The organism is Halomonas halophila, from assembly GCF_030406665.1.
GTDB classification, from domain to species: domain Bacteria; phylum Pseudomonadota; class Gammaproteobacteria; order Pseudomonadales; family Halomonadaceae; genus Halomonas; species Halomonas halophila.
In genome coordinates this window covers 260,536-276,217 of record NZ_CP129121.1, presented here as the reverse complement: position 1 = coordinate 276,217, position 15,682 = coordinate 260,536, and the positions used below count along the sequence as shown (strand labels likewise).

Here is a 15,682-nt window from a genome sequence, read left to right as displayed (position 1 = left end):
TCTCGCGCCCCGGATCAAGCCAGGGTGATGCCGTCGTCCAGGTAGACGTCCTGGATGGCATGGAGCAGCTCGACGCCCTCGGCCATCGACTTCTGGAAGGCCTTGCGGCCGGAGATCAGCCCCATGCCCCCGGCGCGCTTGTTGATCACCGCGGTGCGCACCGCCTGGGCCAGGTCGCTCTCGCCGCCCGCCGCACCGCCGGAGTTGATCAGCCCGGCGCGGCCCATGTAACTGCTGGCCACCTGGTAGCGGGCCAGGTCGATGGGATGCTCGGAGGTCAGCTCGTCGTAGACCTTGGCGTGGGTGTGGCCGAAGCCGATGTCGCGATAGCCGGCGTTGGTCTCGGCCATCTTCTGCTTGACGATATCGGCCTTGAGGGTCGCCGCCAGGTGGATCGCCTGGCCGGTGAGGTCGGCGGCGGTGTGGTAGTCCTGGCCCTCGTGCTTGAAGGCCGGGTTGCGCAGGTAGGCCCACAGCACCGTGACCATGCCCAGCTCGTGGGCGCGCTCGAAGGCCTGGCTGATCTCGCCGATCTGGCGGCGGCTCTCGGGCGAGCCGAAGTAGATGGTCGCCCCCACCGCCGCACAGCCCATCTCGAAGGCCTGCTCGACCTGGGCGAACAGCGTCTGGTCGTAGACCGCCGGATAGGTCAGCGTCTCGTTGTGGTTGAGCTTGAGCAGCATCGGGATCTTGTGCGCGTACTGCCGCGCCACCGAGGACAGCCCGCCCAGGGTCGAGGCCACGGCGTTGCAGCCGCCTTCGATGGCCAGCTCGACGATGTTGGCCGGGTCGAAGTAGAGCGGGTTGGGCGCGAAGGACGCCCCGGCGGAGTGCTCGATGCCCTGATCCACCGGCAGGATACTCAGGTAGCCGGTGCCGCCGAGCCGACCGTGATCGAACAGCGCCTGCATGTTGCGCAGCACGTGGGGCCGGCGGTCGCTGTGGGCCATTACCCGGTCGACGTAGTCCGGGCCCGGCGCGTGAATCGACGCCGCCGGAATGCCCCGGCACTGGTGGGTCAGCAGGCTTTCCGTTTCGCTGCCGAGCAACTGCGCTATATCGGTCATCGCACCCTCTCTCCTGATGATTGACGGACGGTTCCCCTAGCCTAGAGCAAGCGCCGGCCGTCGACAGCCCACCGACGCGACGAAAACGGCGTCGTCTTCGCTCCCCCGAACCCGACTTGTCGGCGCCTCCCGCCAGCGACAGTCTCCGGGCGCCCACAGGGCGCGGCCAGCGACGGCGAACGGATTTCCCCCCGCCGCTCTGGCATGATGACGCCTGAGTGGAACAATCCGTCAGGGAGGACGAGGTGATCGCAGTACTGCGCGGGTTTCTGTGGCTCACGGGGGTGTGGCTGGCCGGCGAGACGCTGGTGGTGCTGCTCGACCTGCCGGTCTCGGCCGGGGTGGTGGGCATGCTGCTGATGACTATCCTGCTGATGCTGCGCATCGGCCGGCTCGATGACATCGCCGCCGCCGGCCAGCCGCTGATCGGCCTGCTGGCGATGCTGATCATGCCCGGCGTGGTGGGCGTGTTCTTCGTCGCGGACGACTTCGCCGGCCAGTGGCTGGCCGTCGCGGTGGCGCTGGTGGTCGGCACCCTGGCCAGCGTGCTGACCACCCTGCTGCTGATGCGCCGCTGCATGCCCGCCGAGCCCGACGCGGACGCGCCGCCGGAGTCCCGCTCATGAGCGACGCCCTGGTGGCGGTGCGCGAAGCGCTGCTGGCCACTCCGCTGTCGGCCATCGCCCTGACGCTGGCCGCCTATCTCGCCGCCCTGTGGGCCGTCGAGCGCCTGGGGCGCCCCGGCTGGTGCCCGGCGGTGCTGCTGGCCGCGTTGCTGGTCGCCGCCACACTGTGGGGGCTGTCCATCGACGTCGCCGACTACCGGCGCGGCGCCGACTGGCTGATGCTGCTGCTCGGCCCGGCCACGGTGGCGCTCGGGGTGCCCCTCTACCAGCAGCTGCCCCACATCCGCACGCTGTGGAAACCGCTGGCGCTGAGTCTGCCGCCGGCGGCGGCCCTGGCCTCGTGCTATTCGCTGGCGCTGGCCTGGGCGCTGGGCGCCAGCCCCGAGGTGCTGGCCTCGCTGGCCCCCAAGTCGGTGACCGCACCGATCGCGCTCGGCATCGTCGAGGAACTCGGCGGCTCGGTGCCGCTGCTGATGGGCGGGCTGCTGCTCACCGGCGTGATGGCGACCCTGGCGGTCAGCCTGCTGGCCCCGGCGCTGGGCATTCGCGACCATCGTATCCTCGGCTTCGCCCTGGGGGTCAACGGCCATGCCATCGGCACCGTGCGCGCCTTCGAGATGAGCCCCGCCGCCGGTGCCTTCGCCTCGCTGGGGATGAGCCTGACCGGCATCCTCACCGCCCTGTGCCTGCCGCTGGCCTGGCGGCTGCTGGGCCTCTAGACGCCACCTCCGCCAGCGGGCGACTTTCGTCGCACACGGCAGCATGAGCGGCGCCGACGCGCATGCCTCGGCCGCCCCGACCGGCGACGCCGATCGCGAAATAGGCTAGAATCGCCGCCTCTCGCCCACCGGATTCGGGAGCCCAGGACAGGCCATGGCCCTACGCATCGCCATCAACGGTTACGGCCGCATCGGCCAGTGCGTGCTGCGCGCGCTCGTCGAGCGCGACATGCCGGAACTCGAGGTAGTGGCCCTCAACGAGCTGTCCGGGCTCGACACCATCGCCTACCTGACCCGCTTCGACACCACCCACGGTCGCTTCCCCGGCAGCGTGGAAGTCGACGGCGAACACCTGGTGATCGACGGCCGTCCGATCCGGGTGCTCTCCGAGGCCGACCCGGCCGCCCTGCCCTGGGCCGAGCTCGGGATCGACCTGGTGCTGGAATGCTCCGGCAGCTTCAAGGAGCGCGATGTCGCCGAGGCCCACCTGGCCGCCGGCGCCGCGCGACTGCTGTTCTCCCAGCCCGCCGAGAGCGACGTCGACGCCACCATCGTCAGCGGCATCAACGACGCCGACCTGACGCCCGAGTGCCGGGTGATCTCCGCCGCCTCCTGCACCACCAACTGCCTGGTGCCGGTGCTGACGGTGCTCGACGAGGCGCTGGGCCTCGACCACGGCGTCACCACCACCATTCACTCGGCGATGAACGACCAGCCGGTGATCGACGCCTATCACCAGACCGACCTGCGCCTGACGCGCTCGGCAATGCACTCCATCGTGCCGGTGGACACCGGCCTTGCGCGCGGCATCAACCGCCTGATGCCGCACCTGGCCGACCGCTTCGAATGCCTGCACGTGCGGGTGCCGACCATCAACGTCTCGGCCATGGATCTGGCCCTCTCGGTGCGCACCGATACCGACGCCGAGACGGTCAACGCCCTGCTCCGCGAGGCCAGCGCCCGACGGCTCGCCGGGCTGCTCGGCTACACCGAAACGCCCATGGCCTCGGTCGACTTCAACCACGATCCGCGCTCCGGTATCGTGGACGCCACCCAGACCCGGGTGGCCGGCGGCCGCCTGATCAAGATGCTGTGCTGGTTCGACAACGAGTGGGGCTTCGCCAATCGCATGCTCGACGTCGCCGGCCGCATCGCGCGACTGGGCCCGGTGCCACCCTCCGATGCCTGAGACCCCTTCGGCTTTCCCAGACGAGGAATCTGCTTCCATGAACGTGCGCAAGATGACCGACCTCGACCTCGACGGCCAGCGAGTGCTGATCCGCGAGGACCTGAACGTGCCCGTCAAGAACGGCCAGGTGACCAGCGACGCCCGCCTGCGGGCCGCCCTGCCGACCATCCAGGCGGCACTCGAGGCCGGCGGCAAGGTGATGCTGATGAGCCACCTGGGACGCCCCACCGAGGGTGAGCCGGCCGAGGAGTTCTCCCTGGCGCCGGTGGCCGAGCATCTCTCCGGCCTGCTCGGTCGCCCGGTGCGCCTGGTCGAGGACTACCTGGAGACGGCACCCGCCTTCACCGACGGCGAGGTCGTGCTGCTGGAGAACGTACGCTTCAACAAGGGCGAGAAGAAGGACGACGAGGCGCTGGCCAAGGCCTACGCCGCGCTGTGCGACGTCTACGTGATGGATGCCTTCGGCACCGCCCACCGCGCCCAGGCCTCGACCCACGGCGTGGCGCGCTTCGCTCCCGCCGCCTGCGCCGGCCCGCTGCTGGCCCAGGAACTCGAGGCACTGGAGAAGGCGCTGGCCACGCCCAAGCGCCCGATGACCGCCATCGTCGGCGGCTCCAAGGTCTCCACCAAGCTCGAGGTGCTCAACGCGCTGTCCGAGAAGTGCGACCGCATCATCGTCGGCGGCGGCATCGCCAACACCTTCATCGCCGCGGCCGGCTACAACGTCGGCAAGTCGCTGCACGAGGCCGACCTGGTCGAGGCCGCCAAGGCGCTGATGGACAAGGTCGAGATCCCGCTGCCCTCCGACGTGGTGGTGGCCACCGAGTTCTCCGACAGCGCCACCGCGGTGACCAAGCCGGTCGACCAGGTGAATGATGACGAGATGATCCTCGACATCGGCCCGGACACCGCCGCCAGGCTCGGCGAGCAGCTCAAGGCCGCCGGCACCATCCTGTGGAACGGCCCGGTCGGCGTGTTCGAGATCGACCAGTTCGGCCACGGCACCGAGGCGCTGTCCTACGCCATCGCCGAGAGCGACGGTTTCTCCATCGCCGGCGGCGGCGACACCCTGGCGGCCATCGACAAGTACGGCATCGCCGACCGGGTCTCCTACATCTCCACCGGCGGCGGCGCCTTCCTCGAATACGTCGAGGGCAAGGTGCTGCCGGCGGTCGCGGCCCTCGAAGCCGCCGCAAAATAAACCATCATTACTGCGATGCAGGCGGCGCAGCCCGCCGCCTCAAACGACAAAGGGTGACTTCATGGCACTGATCAGCATGCGCCAGATGCTGGACCACGCCGCCGAGCACGGCTACGGCATCCCGGCGTTCAACGTCAACAACCTCGAGCAGATGCGCGCCATCATGGAAGCCGCCGACGAGACCGACTCTCCGGTGATCGTCCAGGCCTCCGCCGGCGCCCGCAAGTATGCCGGTGCGCCCTTCCTGCGCCACCTGATCCTGGCCGCCGTCGAGGAATTCCCGCACATCCCGGTGGTCATGCACCAGGACCACGGCACCAGCCCCGCGGTGTGCCAGCGCTCCATCCAGCTGGGCTTCTCCTCGGTGATGATGGACGGCTCGCTGGGCACCGACGGCAAGACCCCGACCAGCTACGACTACAACGTCGACGTCACCCGTCGCACCGTCGAGATGGCCCACGCCTGCGGCGTCTCCGTCGAGGGCGAGCTGGGCTGCCTGGGTAGCCTGGAAACCGGCATGGCCGGCGAGGAAGACGGCGTCGGCGCCGAGGGCAAGCTCGATCACGACCAGCTGCTGACCGACCCGGAAGAGGCCGCCGAGTTCGTCAAGGCCACCCACGTGGACGCCCTGGCGATCGCCATCGGCACCAGCCACGGCGCCTACAAGTTCACCCAGCCGCCCACCGGCGACACCCTCTCCATCCAGCGCATCAAGGAGATCCACGCCCGCATCCCCGAGACCCACCTGGTGATGCACGGCTCCTCCTCCGTGCCGCAGGAGTGGCTCGAGGTGATCAACGAGTTCGGCGGCGCCATCCCCGAGACCTACGGCGTGCCGGTCGAGGAGATCGTCGAGGGCATCAAGCACGGCGTGCGCAAGGTCAACATCGACACCGACCTGCGCCTGGCCTCCACCGGCGCGGTGCGTCGCTTCCTGGCCGAGCACCCGGCCGAGTTCGACCCGCGCAAGTTCCTCAAGGTCAGCACCGCGGCCATGAAGGAAGTCTGCAAGGCCCGCTACGAAGCCTTCGGCACCGCCGGCCAGGCCAGCAAGATCAAGCCGATCAACCTGGAAGAGATGTTCCTGCGCTACGAGCGCGGCGAACTGGACCCGCGCGTCAAGTAAGCGTCCCCGCCCCGCCGGCCTCCGTGCCGGCGGGCATCATGCGAGCCCCGCCATGCACAATCTGTGGATTCCCGTGGTCGCCATCCTGCTCGTCGCCGGCCTGATCTTCGGCGGCCAGTGGATGGCCGACAACGACCGCAACGACCAGATCGCCGCCCGTATCGCCGAGCGCCTCAACGCCCAGGACGACGTCGAGATCGAGCGCCTGCTCGAGGTGAACAAGGGCTACGGCCTGTGCGGCGACGCCGTGCGCGCCGACCGCCCCGCCCTGCCGTTCTACTACCACACCGTCACCGAGCAGCTGGCATTGGGCGCCGACGCCCCGGCCTACCGCGAGAACTGCGGCCGCCACGCCGCACGCTGACGTGCCTGCCTAGAGGTAGCGCGCCCGGAAATGCCACTCTCCGGGGCCGATGTCGTTGTGGATCGCCGCCACGATATCGGGATCGAGGGCCGGGTCGTCCAGATCGTAGAGGCCGCACTGCGCCAGCGCCTGGCGCGGGCTGACCGTGTCGGCGATGCGCTCGTAGACCACCCGCACGCCGCAGGGCATGCGCTCGCTGCTGTCGGCCACGCCCAGCTTGAGCCCGGTGAGTCGCGCGACGTGACTCTTGAAGCTGGGGAAGAGGATGGTCTGGGTCATCTCGTGACCGTTGAGCGACTCGTGATCGGCCAGGAACAGGCGGTCGGTCAGCAGCAGCGCCACGCCCTGATAGCGGTTGTGCCAGTGGCGGCCACCGGCACGGGGCGGCATGCGCTCGGTGCGCTGGTAGAGCACGTCCTCGCCGCGCCGCTCGAGGCAGACCAGGGTGCACAGCACCTGCCCGGGCCGCGACATGGCCAGGTAATACTCGTGGTAGCAGCCGAGATAGCGCGACATGCCCTGACGCCCCTGCTCGAGCAGCGCGGCGGGCAGCCCCAGCGACGGCGCCCGCTCGGGCGACTCGCCGTCCGGCGTCGGATGCAGCCGCACCAGCGAGCGGAACTCGTCGTGGGGCAGCAGGATCTCGTGCACCTCGACGCCGAAGAAGTCGCAGATGCGGCGCATGGTGTTGCTGGCGGGCTTGTAGCGGCCGCTGAGATAGCGGTTGAACTGGGCCCGATTGATGTCGAGCCGGCGGCAGACCTCGGCGATGGAGCGGTAGTAGCTGCACAGCAGCCGGAGGTTGGCCGCGAAGTCGTCATGCATGTCGGTGGGTTCCTGTCGGGCGCTCGCCCCAAGATGGTGCACCCTGGTGCACTGGGTGCGGCGCATGGTGCGCCAGGCTGCACCATAGCGTCAAATCACAGCGTGACCGCGGCCTGCTTAAATCCCCCGCACCGCGAATAACGCCAAGATGGAGATGAATGGAATGTTGGCTTTCCTCAACGACCTGCTATGGGGCAAGGTCCTGATCGTACTGCTGATCGCCGTGGGCATCGGCTTCACCGTCGCCTCGCGCTTCGTGCAGTTCCGCTACTTCGGCCGCATGTTCCGCATCCTGGGCGCCAGCCAGGCCTTCAAGAAGGACAAGCACGGCCACCTGAGCTCCTTCCAGGCGCTGGTGCTGTCGGTGGCCGGCCGGGTCGGCGGCGGCAACATCGCCGGCGTCGCCGTGGCCATCACCCTTGGCGGCCCCGGCGCCGTGTTCTGGATGTGGGTCGTCGGCCTGATGGGCATGGCCACCAGCTTCCTCGAGTGCACCCTGGCGCAGACCTACAAGACCGCCGAAGGCGACGGCACCTATCGCGGTGGCCCGGCCTACTACATCTCCCGTGGCCTTGGCCGCCACTGGAACTGGCTGGCCGGCGTCTACTCGGCGCTGCTGCTGGTGACCTTCGGCTTCGCCTTCACCGCCCTGCAGTCCTATTCCGTGGCCACCTCCTTCGGCGACGCCTTCGGCGTGCCGGTGCTCTACAGCGGTCTCGGCCTGGCGCTGCTGGTGGGCCTGATCATCTTCGGCGGCATCAAGCGTATCGCCCGCATCTCCGAGTTCCTGGTGCCGATCATGGCCGGCGGCTATCTGCTGATCGCGCTGGTGGTGCTGGCCCTGAACATCACCCAGATTCCGGACGTCATCGCGCTGATCGTGAAGAGCGCCTTCGGTCTCGAGCCGGCCATCGGCGGCGGCATCGGCGCGGCCATCATGATGGGCCTCAAGCGCGGCCTGTTCTCCAACGAGGCCGGCCTCGGCAGCGCGCCCAACGTGGCGGCCGTGGCCTACGTGCCGCACCCGGCCAACCAGGGCATCGTGCAGGCCTTCTCGGTGTTCATCGACACCGTGATCATCTGCTCCGCCACCGCCTTCGTGATCCTGCTCAGCGGCGTCTATGAAGCGGGCGCCGGCGTCGACGTCGCCGGCATCGCCCTGACCCAGGCCGCCCTGGCCGACCACGTCGGCGAATGGGGCCGCACCTTCGTCAGCATCGCGCTGCTGCTGTTCGCCTTCAGCACCATCCTCTACAACTACTATCTGGGCGAGAACAGCCTGAACTTCTTCAGCCGCCGCAATCAGGGCCTGTTCAATGCCTTCCGCGTGACCATCGTGCTGCTGGTCTGCTGGGGCGCCACCACCGACCTGGGCACCGCGTTCGGCTTCGCCGACGTGACCATGGGCCTGCTGGCGGTGGCCAACCTGATCGCCCTGATCATGCTGTTCAAGCCGGGCCTGCGCATCCTGCGGGACTTCGACGGCCAGATGCGCGCCGGCGTGGAGCAACCGGTCTTCAACGCCAAGGATCACCCGGATCTGGACCTGGACCCCAAGGCCTGGGAGCTCGAACCCGAGGACCTCGAGCGCGCCCATCAGGCACTGGGCAACGCCCCGGCCCGCAACCGCGGCTGATCCACGCCGCGATTCACCGCCCCACGCCCTCGGCCCCGCTCATGCGGGGCCGAGGCGTTTCAAGGCGCTCGATCCCCTCGGCGCCTTGACGCGACACCCGGCTTCGCGCTGGACTGGCGGCTCGCGCATCGCCGCCGTCATGCCCAGCCAGGAGCTCCCATGCCCGCGCCGCCCTCGGCCTTTCCGTCCCCCTCGCGACATCCCGTCCTCATGCCGAACGGCCGCCGGCCATGCTGAGCGCCCTCTCGCTGCCCCTCGCCTTCGCGGCGTTCGTCGCCTGCGCCCTGGTGATCGGCGTCGCCGGCACGCGGCTGACGCACATCGTCGACGACCTGGCCGACCGCACCGGCCTCGGCGAGGCCATCGCCGGCGCCGTGCTGCTGGGCATGGCCACCTCGCTGTCGGGACTGGTGCTGTCGGTCTCGGCGGCGCTGGCCGACCGCCCCACCCTGGCGATGAGCAACGCCCTGGGGGGCATCGCCGTCCAGACCCTGTTCCTGACCATCGCCGACCTGACCCACCGGCGCGCCAACCTGGAGCACGCCGCCGCCTCCATCGGCAACCTGATGCAGGGCGGCCTGCTGCTGTGCCTGCTGACCCTGGTGCTGGTGGGCCGCTTCGCCCCGGAATGGACCCTGTGGCAGGTCCACCCCGTCACACCGCTGATCGTGATCAGCTACCTGTTCGGGCTGCGGCTGGCGGAGCGTACCCGCGACCGCCCCATGTGGCGGCCGGCCCAGACCCGGGAAACGACGCCGGACGTGCCGGACGAGCAGGCCCGGAACCGTTCGGCGACGCGGCTGTGGCTGAGTTTCCTGGGCCTGGCCGTGGTGCTCGGCGCCAGCGGCTGGCTGCTGGAAGGCGTGGCCTCGGTGATCGCCGAGGACACCGGCCTCGGGCAGTCGGTGGTGGGCGTGCTGATGACCGCGGTGGTCACCTCGCTGCCGGAGCTCGTGACCTCGATCGCGGCGGTGCGCCGGGGCGCGTTGACCCTGGCCGTGGCCGGCATCATCGGCGGCAATGCCTTCGACACCCTGTTCGTGGCCGCCTCGGACGCGGCCTATCGCGGCGGCTCGATCTATCACGCCATGCCCGACGGCGTGGCGCTGTGGGTGGCGATCTCGCTGCTGATGACCGCCATCCTGATGGTCGGCATGATCCACCGCGAGCGCCTGGGGCCCGGCCGCATCGGCTTCGAGAGCCTGGCCATTGCCGGCTGCTATCTGGCCGGGGCGGCGATGCTGGTGATGGCGCCGGGCTGATCTCACCCGGCGCATGAAGAATGTGCAGCAAAGATTGAATTGAAAAACACTGTTCACAAAGTCGCGGAAATGGTCTTAAACTAAAGATGAACGCTGCCGATATGAGACAATAGCGTTAAAGCCGAATGACACGCCCGCGAGGTTACCGGTGATGGCCCGCCCTCTCTGCCTACTCTTCGATTGCGATGGCACCCTGGTCGACAGCGAGCCCCTGCTCGCCGCCGAGATGGAAACCAGTCTGACCGCCGCCGGCCTGCCCTTCCAGGCCAGCGACTACGCCGGCGAGTTCCGCGGCGCCCGCTTCCGCCATATCGTCGCCGAGCTGGAGAGCCGCCATGGCGCCGTCGACCCGGACCGCCTCGAGGTGCTGGAGCGCGACATGCGCGCCAACCTCAACCGCCGCCTGGCCACCGACCTGACGCCGATCACCGGCGCCGCCGAGGCCCTGGCCGCCCTGTCCGGCCATCCCATGGGCGTGGTCTCCAACGGGCCGATCAACAAGATCCGCACCTCGCTGCTGGCGACCAACCTCGAGCCGGTATTCGGCGATCACCTGTTCAGCGCCTACGAGGCGCAGTGCTGGAAGCCCGACCCCTGCCTGTATCGCCACGCCGGGGCCATGCTGGGCTACGCGCCCGAGGACTGCGTGGCCATCGACGACGCCCTGGTCGGCGTCCAGGCGGCGCTGAATGCCGGCATGACGGTGATCCACCTCAACCGCTTCCCCGACGCAGAAGAGACGCCGGAAGGCGCCATCATGATCACCAGCATGTTCCAGCTGCCCACCGTGATCGCCCGCCTGGAACACGACCGCCAGCGCTCGCTGTCACGGGCCTAGGGGCCCGCTTCTCCACCATGGTCTAATCACGTCGGACTTGTCATGTCATGGCGCTTGCCACTAATTTGGGAACGTTCCCATTTTTCGTGATGCCCCTTCATGACCGCTCCGACACGCCGATCCCGCGCCACCATCCTGGAAGTCGCCCGCGACGCTGGCGTCTCCAAGACCAGCGTCTCGCGCTATTTCGGCGATGAGCGCAGCCGGCTGTCGCCCGACATGCAGCAGCGCATCGCCGCCAGCGCCAGCCGACTCGGCTACCGGCCCAACCGCATCGCGCGCGGCCTCAAGGGCGGACAGTCGGGGCTGATCGGCATGCTGGTCGCCGACATCCGCAACCCCTTCTCGGTGGCGGTGATGCACGGCGTGGAGCAGGCCTGCCGCGCCCACGGCTTCTCGCTGATGGTCTGCAACACCGACAACGACCCCGCCCAGGAACGCGATCATCTGGCGCTGCTGGCGTCGTACCGTGTCGAAGGCCTGGTGCTCAACGTCGCCGGCCACCCCGGCGAGGAGCTCGCGGCCCTGACCGAGCGGGACACGCCGCTGGTGCTGCTCGACCGCTCGCTGGACGATCTCGAGGCGGACATGGTCGGCCTCGACAACGACCGCGCCATCGACGCCGCCCTGGAGCATCTGCGGGCCCAGGGCTACGGCGAGCTGCTGTACATCAGCGAGCCGCCGGAACGCGCCAGCTCGCGCCAGCGCCGCCTGGAGCGCTTCTGGACCAAGCTCGGCGCCGATGGGCTGGAGGGTGAGGTCTGCTGTCTGCCGCTCGACGACAGCCCGGCCCTGGAGCGCGCCATCGCCGACTTCCTCGACCGCCCGGCCGCCGCCCCCAGGGCCGTGCTGTGCGCCAACGGCAACGTCACTCTGGCGGTCACCCGCGTGTTGCAGGCCCGCGGCGACACCCTCGGCACCACCGGCCTGATGGGCATCGACGAACTCGACTGGTGCGGCCTGGTCGGCCCCGGCATCACCACCCTCGCCCAGCCCACCGAGGCGATCGGCCGGGCCGCCATGGACAGCCTGCTGGAGCGCCTGACCGATAGCCGGCGCCCGCCCCGGCAGGTCCGTTTCTCACCGACCCTGATCGCCCGCGGCTCGACCCGCCGCTGACACCATAGCGCCATCGAGCGGCGCGACTCGCCGCTCGATGGTAACGTTCCCATCATGATGCAGGAGATACCGCCAATGACCACACCCTCCCCCAGCCCCGAGATTCTCGCCTTCGGCGAGGCCATGACCCTGTTCGTCGCCGAGGCCGCCGGCGAACTGGCCGAGGTCGAACGCTTCCAGAGACGCATCGCCGGCGCGGACACCAACGTCGCCATCGGCCTGGCGCGACTGGGCTTCGGCGTCGGCTGGCTGAGCCGGGTCGGCGACGACGGCTTCGGCCGCTACATCCGCCACACCCTCGAGGCCGAGGGCCTGGACTGCCGTCACCTGACCGGCGACCCGGACGCCTCCACCGGACTGATCTTCAAGGAACGCGCCCAGGGCGGCGCCGATCCGCACGTCGAATACTTCCGCCGCGGCAGCGCCGCCAGCCGGCTGTCGCCGGAAGATGCCCGGGCGGTGAACTTCGGCGCCGCCCGTCACCTGCACGCCACCGGCATCCCGCCGGCCCTCTCGGCCAGCTGCCGCGAGCTGTCCTGGCACATGCTCGAGCGGGCCCGCCAGGCCGGCGCCAGCATCTCCTTCGACCCCAACCTGCGCCCGTCGCTGTGGGCCAGCGAGGCCGAGATGCGCGACACCCTCAACGCCATGGCCGGCCACGCCGACTGGGTGCTGCCGGGCCTGGCGGAGGGCCGCCGCCTGACCGGGCTGGACACGCCCCACGACATCGCCGGCTTCTACCTCGACCGCGGCGCCCGGGCGGTGATCATCAAGCTGGGCCCGGAAGGCAGCTACTACCGTGGTACGCTCGACGGGCACGAGGAGAGCTTCGAGATTCCCGGCGTGGCCGTCTCCAACGTCGTCGACACCGTGGGCGCCGGCGATGGCTTCGCGGTCGGGGCGATCAGCGCCCTGCTCGACGGCCGCTCGCCGCGTGAGGCCCTGCGGCGCGGCAACCTGATCGGCGCCCTCGCCGTGCAGGTGCCGGGCGATATGGAAGGGCTACCCTCACGCGAACGCCTCACCGAGCTCGAGGCATGACCGACACCCAAGGAGCAAGGAGATGCCCATGTCGAAGCGAATTGCCGTCTATCGCCCTCTTCCCGAAGACCTGCTCGCCGAGCTGAAGCGCGACTTCCACGTCGACGACTTCGGCCATCTGGATGACCTCGACGACCCGGGCTTCCGCGCCGCCCTGGCCGAGGCCCACGGCCTGATCGGCGCCGGCCGCTCGATCACCGCCGAGCTGCTCGATGCCGCTCCGCAGCTGGAGGCGATCTCCAGCGTTTCGGTGGGCGTCGACGCCTATCCGGTCGAGGAACTGGCACGCCGAGGCATCCAGCTGTGCCACACCCCGGACGTGCTCACCGAGACCACCGCCGACACCGGCTTCCTGCTGATCATGGCGACGGCCCGCCGCGCCGTGGAGCTGGCCAACCTCGTTCGTCGCGGCGACTGGCAGGCCAGCATCGGCGAGGCCCACTACGGCAGCGACGTGCACGGCAAGACCCTGGGCATGGTCGGCATGGGGCGTATCGGCGCCGCCATCGCCAGGCGCGGCGCGCTGGGCTTCGGCATGCGCATTCTCTATTCCAACGCCTCGCCGAAGCCGGCGCTCGAGGACGAACTCGGCGCCCGGCGCCGCGAGCTGGACGAACTGCTCGCCGAGGCCGACTTCGTCTGCGTCACCGTGCCGCTGAGCGCCGAGACCGAGCGGCTGATCGGCGAACGCGAGCTCGGCCTGATGCGCGACTCGGCGATCCTGGTCAACATTGCCCGCGGCAAGGTGGTCGACGAGGCGGCGCTGATCGAGGCGCTGGACACCGGACGCATCCGCGCCGCCGGGCTCGACGTCTTCGAGCGCGAGCCACTGCCGGCCGATTCCCCACTGCCCCGCATGGCCAACGTGGTCGCCCTGCCGCACATCGGCTCGGCGACCCACGAGACCCGCTATGACATGGCCAAGCGCGCGGTGGACAACATCCGCCTGGCGTTGTCCGGCGAGCGGCCGCTGAGCCCGTTCAACGAACCGGCCCGCACGCCGGCCTGACTCCATGATCGATCACGAGGACACCATGCCCCAGCCCCTCTGCCTGCTCTTCGATTCCGACGGCACCCTGGTCGACAGCGAGATCCTGCTGGCCGAGGTGATGGCCGAGATCCTGCCGCGCCACGGCCTGCCCTTCACCGCCCGCCAGTACATGGACGAGTTTCGCGGCGTGCGCTTCCTGTCCATCGTGCAGGCACTGGAAGCCCACCACGGCAGCCTCGACGAGGCGCGCCGCCGGTCGGCGGAAGACGAGATGCGGGCACGGATGGAAGCGCGGATGCGCGCGGAGCTGGCCGCGATCGACGGCATGCCGGCGGCCCTGGAGGCCCTCGCCGAGCATCCCCGTGCGGTGGTCTCCAACGGCCCGGAGCGCAAGATCCGCTGCGCCATGGAAAGCTCCGGGCTCGGCCACCACTTCGGCGACCGGCTGTTCAGCGCCTATACCCTGGGCGTGTGGAAGCCCGACCCGACGCTCTATCTCAAGGCCGCCGAAGCCATGGGTCATCCACCCGAGCGCTGCGTGGTGATCGACGATGCCGCGGTAGGCGTGGCGGCCGGCCTCGATGCCGGCATGCGGGTGGTGCACCTGAACCGCTTCCCCGAGGAGGAGACGACGCCCGAGGGCGCCGTTGCCATCGGCCACGCCAGCGAGCTGCCGGTGGCGATCGTCGCCCTGGCGGCGGAGGTGACGCCGGCTCCCTGAGCCGGCGGTGGAGGGCGCCTCGACGCGTCAGGTCGCGTCGGCGAGTGGCGCGCTCGAGGCGCACTCCGGTTCGGGCTGCCCCGGGGTGGGCACCGTCATGCTGAAGAGGCTGCCCGCCAGGGGCCAGCGCTTGCGCGCCTCGTCATCGAGATGCTGGGTCGCGGTCGTGATATACAGCGTGCGCAGATCCGCCCCCCCGAAGGCCACCATGGTCGGGTGCAGGCAGGGCAGCGCGTGGCTGGCGAGCAGCTGACCCTGCGGCGAGAAGCAGACGATGCGCCCGCCGCCGTAGAGCGCGCTCCAGTAGTTGCCGTCGCTGTCGACCGCGGCTCCGTCGGGCACCCCGGGCAGCCCGTGCGCTTCCAGGTCCACCCAGATCTCGGGCGAGCCCATGTCGCCGCTCTCGACGTCGAAGGGATAGCGCTGGATACACCGCGTCAGCGAATCGGTGTGATAGAGCCAGCGTCGATCCGGGCTGAAGGCCAGGCCATTGGCGATACCGATGCCGGAGCGGCGTAGATGCAGCGCCCCGTCTTCCAGGTGATAGAGCGCCGCCGTTGCATGCGTCTCGTCGGCGTCGATGGTGCCCACCCAGAAGCGTCCGGAGGCATCGCAGCGGCCGTCGTTGAAGCGATTGCCGCGTGCCTGCCACTCGGGGTTGTCGACCAGCCGCTCGTGCCGGCCGCCCAGGGGCAGCGTCAGCCGGTCGATGCCGGAGGCCTTCGCCGCCAGCAGCCCGTCCCGATGCAGGGCGATGCACCCCACCTTCTCGCCCAGTTCCACCACGGTCGGCGCGTCGCCGCTCTGCGGCTGCCAGGCGTAGAGGTGGCCGCGATTGATGTCCACCCAGTACAGCGTCTGGTGCCGTACCGACCAGAGCGGGCTCTCCCCCAGGCTCATGTCCAGATCGAGCGCGACCCGGATATCCGATTCCGTCACTGCCTCTCTCCCGACTCG

At 69.7% G+C, this 15,682-nt stretch carries 16 protein-coding genes; 13 read left to right on the top strand and 3 right to left on the bottom strand.

Going from position 1 to position 15,682, the window contains the following annotated elements; all coding sequences use genetic code 11:
* Positions 1-14 precede the first annotated feature (14 nt).
* The gene (locus QWG60_RS01225; RefSeq protein ID WP_035597176.1) at positions 15-1,067 is read right to left on the bottom strand and encodes a class I fructose-bisphosphate aldolase; all 1,053 of its coding nucleotides are present in this window, start codon (positions 1,065-1,067) and stop codon (positions 15-17) included.
* 248 nt (positions 1,068-1,315) lie between these two features.
* On the opposite strand from QWG60_RS01225, the gene QWG60_RS01220 reads away from it, so the two are divergent.
* The 6 genes from QWG60_RS01220 (at position 1,316) to QWG60_RS01195 (ending at position 6,292) form a co-directional block, all read left to right on the top strand.
* Positions 1,316-1,693: a CidA/LrgA family protein gene (locus tag QWG60_RS01220; protein ID WP_046078513.1), complete on the top strand. Its 378-nt coding sequence runs from the start codon at positions 1,316-1,318 to the stop codon at positions 1,691-1,693.
* Entirely contained in the window at positions 1,690-2,412 is a 723-nt protein-coding gene (locus QWG60_RS01215; protein WP_046078475.1) for an LrgB family protein, read from the top strand. Before QWG60_RS01220 ends, QWG60_RS01215 begins: the two co-directional genes overlap by 4 nt.
* Before the next feature lie 154 nt (positions 2,413-2,566).
* The gene (locus QWG60_RS01210) at positions 2,567-3,601 is read left to right on the top strand and encodes a type I glyceraldehyde-3-phosphate dehydrogenase (RefSeq protein WP_046078476.1); all 1,035 of its coding nucleotides are present in this window, start codon (positions 2,567-2,569) and stop codon (positions 3,599-3,601) included.
* A gap of 37 nt (positions 3,602-3,638) precedes the next feature.
* Positions 3,639-4,802: a phosphoglycerate kinase gene (locus QWG60_RS01205; protein WP_107181137.1), complete on the top strand. Its 1,164-nt coding sequence runs from the start codon at positions 3,639-3,641 to the stop codon at positions 4,800-4,802.
* 61 nt (positions 4,803-4,863) lie between these two features.
* The gene (fba, locus tag QWG60_RS01200) at positions 4,864-5,928 is read left to right on the top strand and encodes a class II fructose-bisphosphate aldolase (protein WP_035597188.1); all 1,065 of its coding nucleotides are present in this window, start codon (positions 4,864-4,866) and stop codon (positions 5,926-5,928) included.
* 52 nt (positions 5,929-5,980) lie between these two features.
* Positions 5,981-6,292: a hypothetical protein gene (locus QWG60_RS01195; protein ID WP_146909632.1), complete on the top strand. Its 312-nt coding sequence runs from the start codon at positions 5,981-5,983 to the stop codon at positions 6,290-6,292.
* A gap of 9 nt (positions 6,293-6,301) precedes the next feature.
* Here QWG60_RS01195 and QWG60_RS01190 read toward each other — a convergent pair whose 3' ends face one another.
* Positions 6,302-7,117 (bottom strand): helix-turn-helix transcriptional regulator, encoded by an 816-nt coding sequence (locus QWG60_RS01190; protein WP_046078479.1) that lies wholly within the window; start codon positions 7,115-7,117, stop codon positions 6,302-6,304.
* Between the two features lie 163 nt (positions 7,118-7,280).
* On the opposite strand from QWG60_RS01190, the gene QWG60_RS01185 reads away from it, so the two are divergent.
* From QWG60_RS01185 to QWG60_RS01155, 7 genes are all read left to right on the top strand, one after another.
* Positions 7,281-8,753 (top strand): alanine/glycine:cation symporter family protein, encoded by a 1,473-nt coding sequence (locus QWG60_RS01185; RefSeq protein ID WP_035597196.1) that lies wholly within the window; start codon positions 7,281-7,283, stop codon positions 8,751-8,753.
* A 230-nt stretch (positions 8,754-8,983) separates the two neighbouring features.
* Positions 8,984-10,015 carry a sodium:calcium antiporter gene (locus tag QWG60_RS01180; RefSeq protein WP_046078480.1) on the top strand — a complete coding sequence of 344 codons (1,032 nt, stop codon included), beginning with the start codon at positions 8,984-8,986 and terminating at the stop codon, positions 10,013-10,015.
* 151 nt (positions 10,016-10,166) lie between these two features.
* Positions 10,167-10,853: an HAD family hydrolase gene (locus tag QWG60_RS01175; RefSeq protein WP_146909634.1), complete on the top strand. Its 687-nt coding sequence runs from the start codon at positions 10,167-10,169 to the stop codon at positions 10,851-10,853.
* A gap of 99 nt (positions 10,854-10,952) precedes the next feature.
* Complete coding sequence (locus QWG60_RS01170) at positions 10,953-11,972, top strand: LacI family DNA-binding transcriptional regulator (protein WP_146909636.1); 1,020 nt, start codon at positions 10,953-10,955, stop codon at positions 11,970-11,972.
* A gap of 75 nt (positions 11,973-12,047) precedes the next feature.
* Positions 12,048-13,013 carry a sugar kinase gene (locus QWG60_RS01165; protein WP_146909638.1) on the top strand — a complete coding sequence of 322 codons (966 nt, stop codon included), beginning with the start codon at positions 12,048-12,050 and terminating at the stop codon, positions 13,011-13,013.
* 28 nt (positions 13,014-13,041) lie between these two features.
* Complete coding sequence (locus QWG60_RS01160; RefSeq protein ID WP_046078514.1) at positions 13,042-14,022, top strand: 2-hydroxyacid dehydrogenase; 981 nt, start codon at positions 13,042-13,044, stop codon at positions 14,020-14,022.
* A gap of 25 nt (positions 14,023-14,047) precedes the next feature.
* Positions 14,048-14,725 (top strand): HAD family hydrolase, encoded by a 678-nt coding sequence (locus QWG60_RS01155; RefSeq protein WP_146909640.1) that lies wholly within the window; start codon positions 14,048-14,050, stop codon positions 14,723-14,725.
* Positions 14,726-14,752: 27 nt separating this feature from the next.
* Here QWG60_RS01155 and QWG60_RS01150 read toward each other — a convergent pair whose 3' ends face one another.
* Complete coding sequence (locus tag QWG60_RS01150) at positions 14,753-15,664, bottom strand: SMP-30/gluconolactonase/LRE family protein (RefSeq protein ID WP_246124716.1); 912 nt, start codon at positions 15,662-15,664, stop codon at positions 14,753-14,755.
* Positions 15,665-15,682 lie beyond the last annotated feature (18 nt).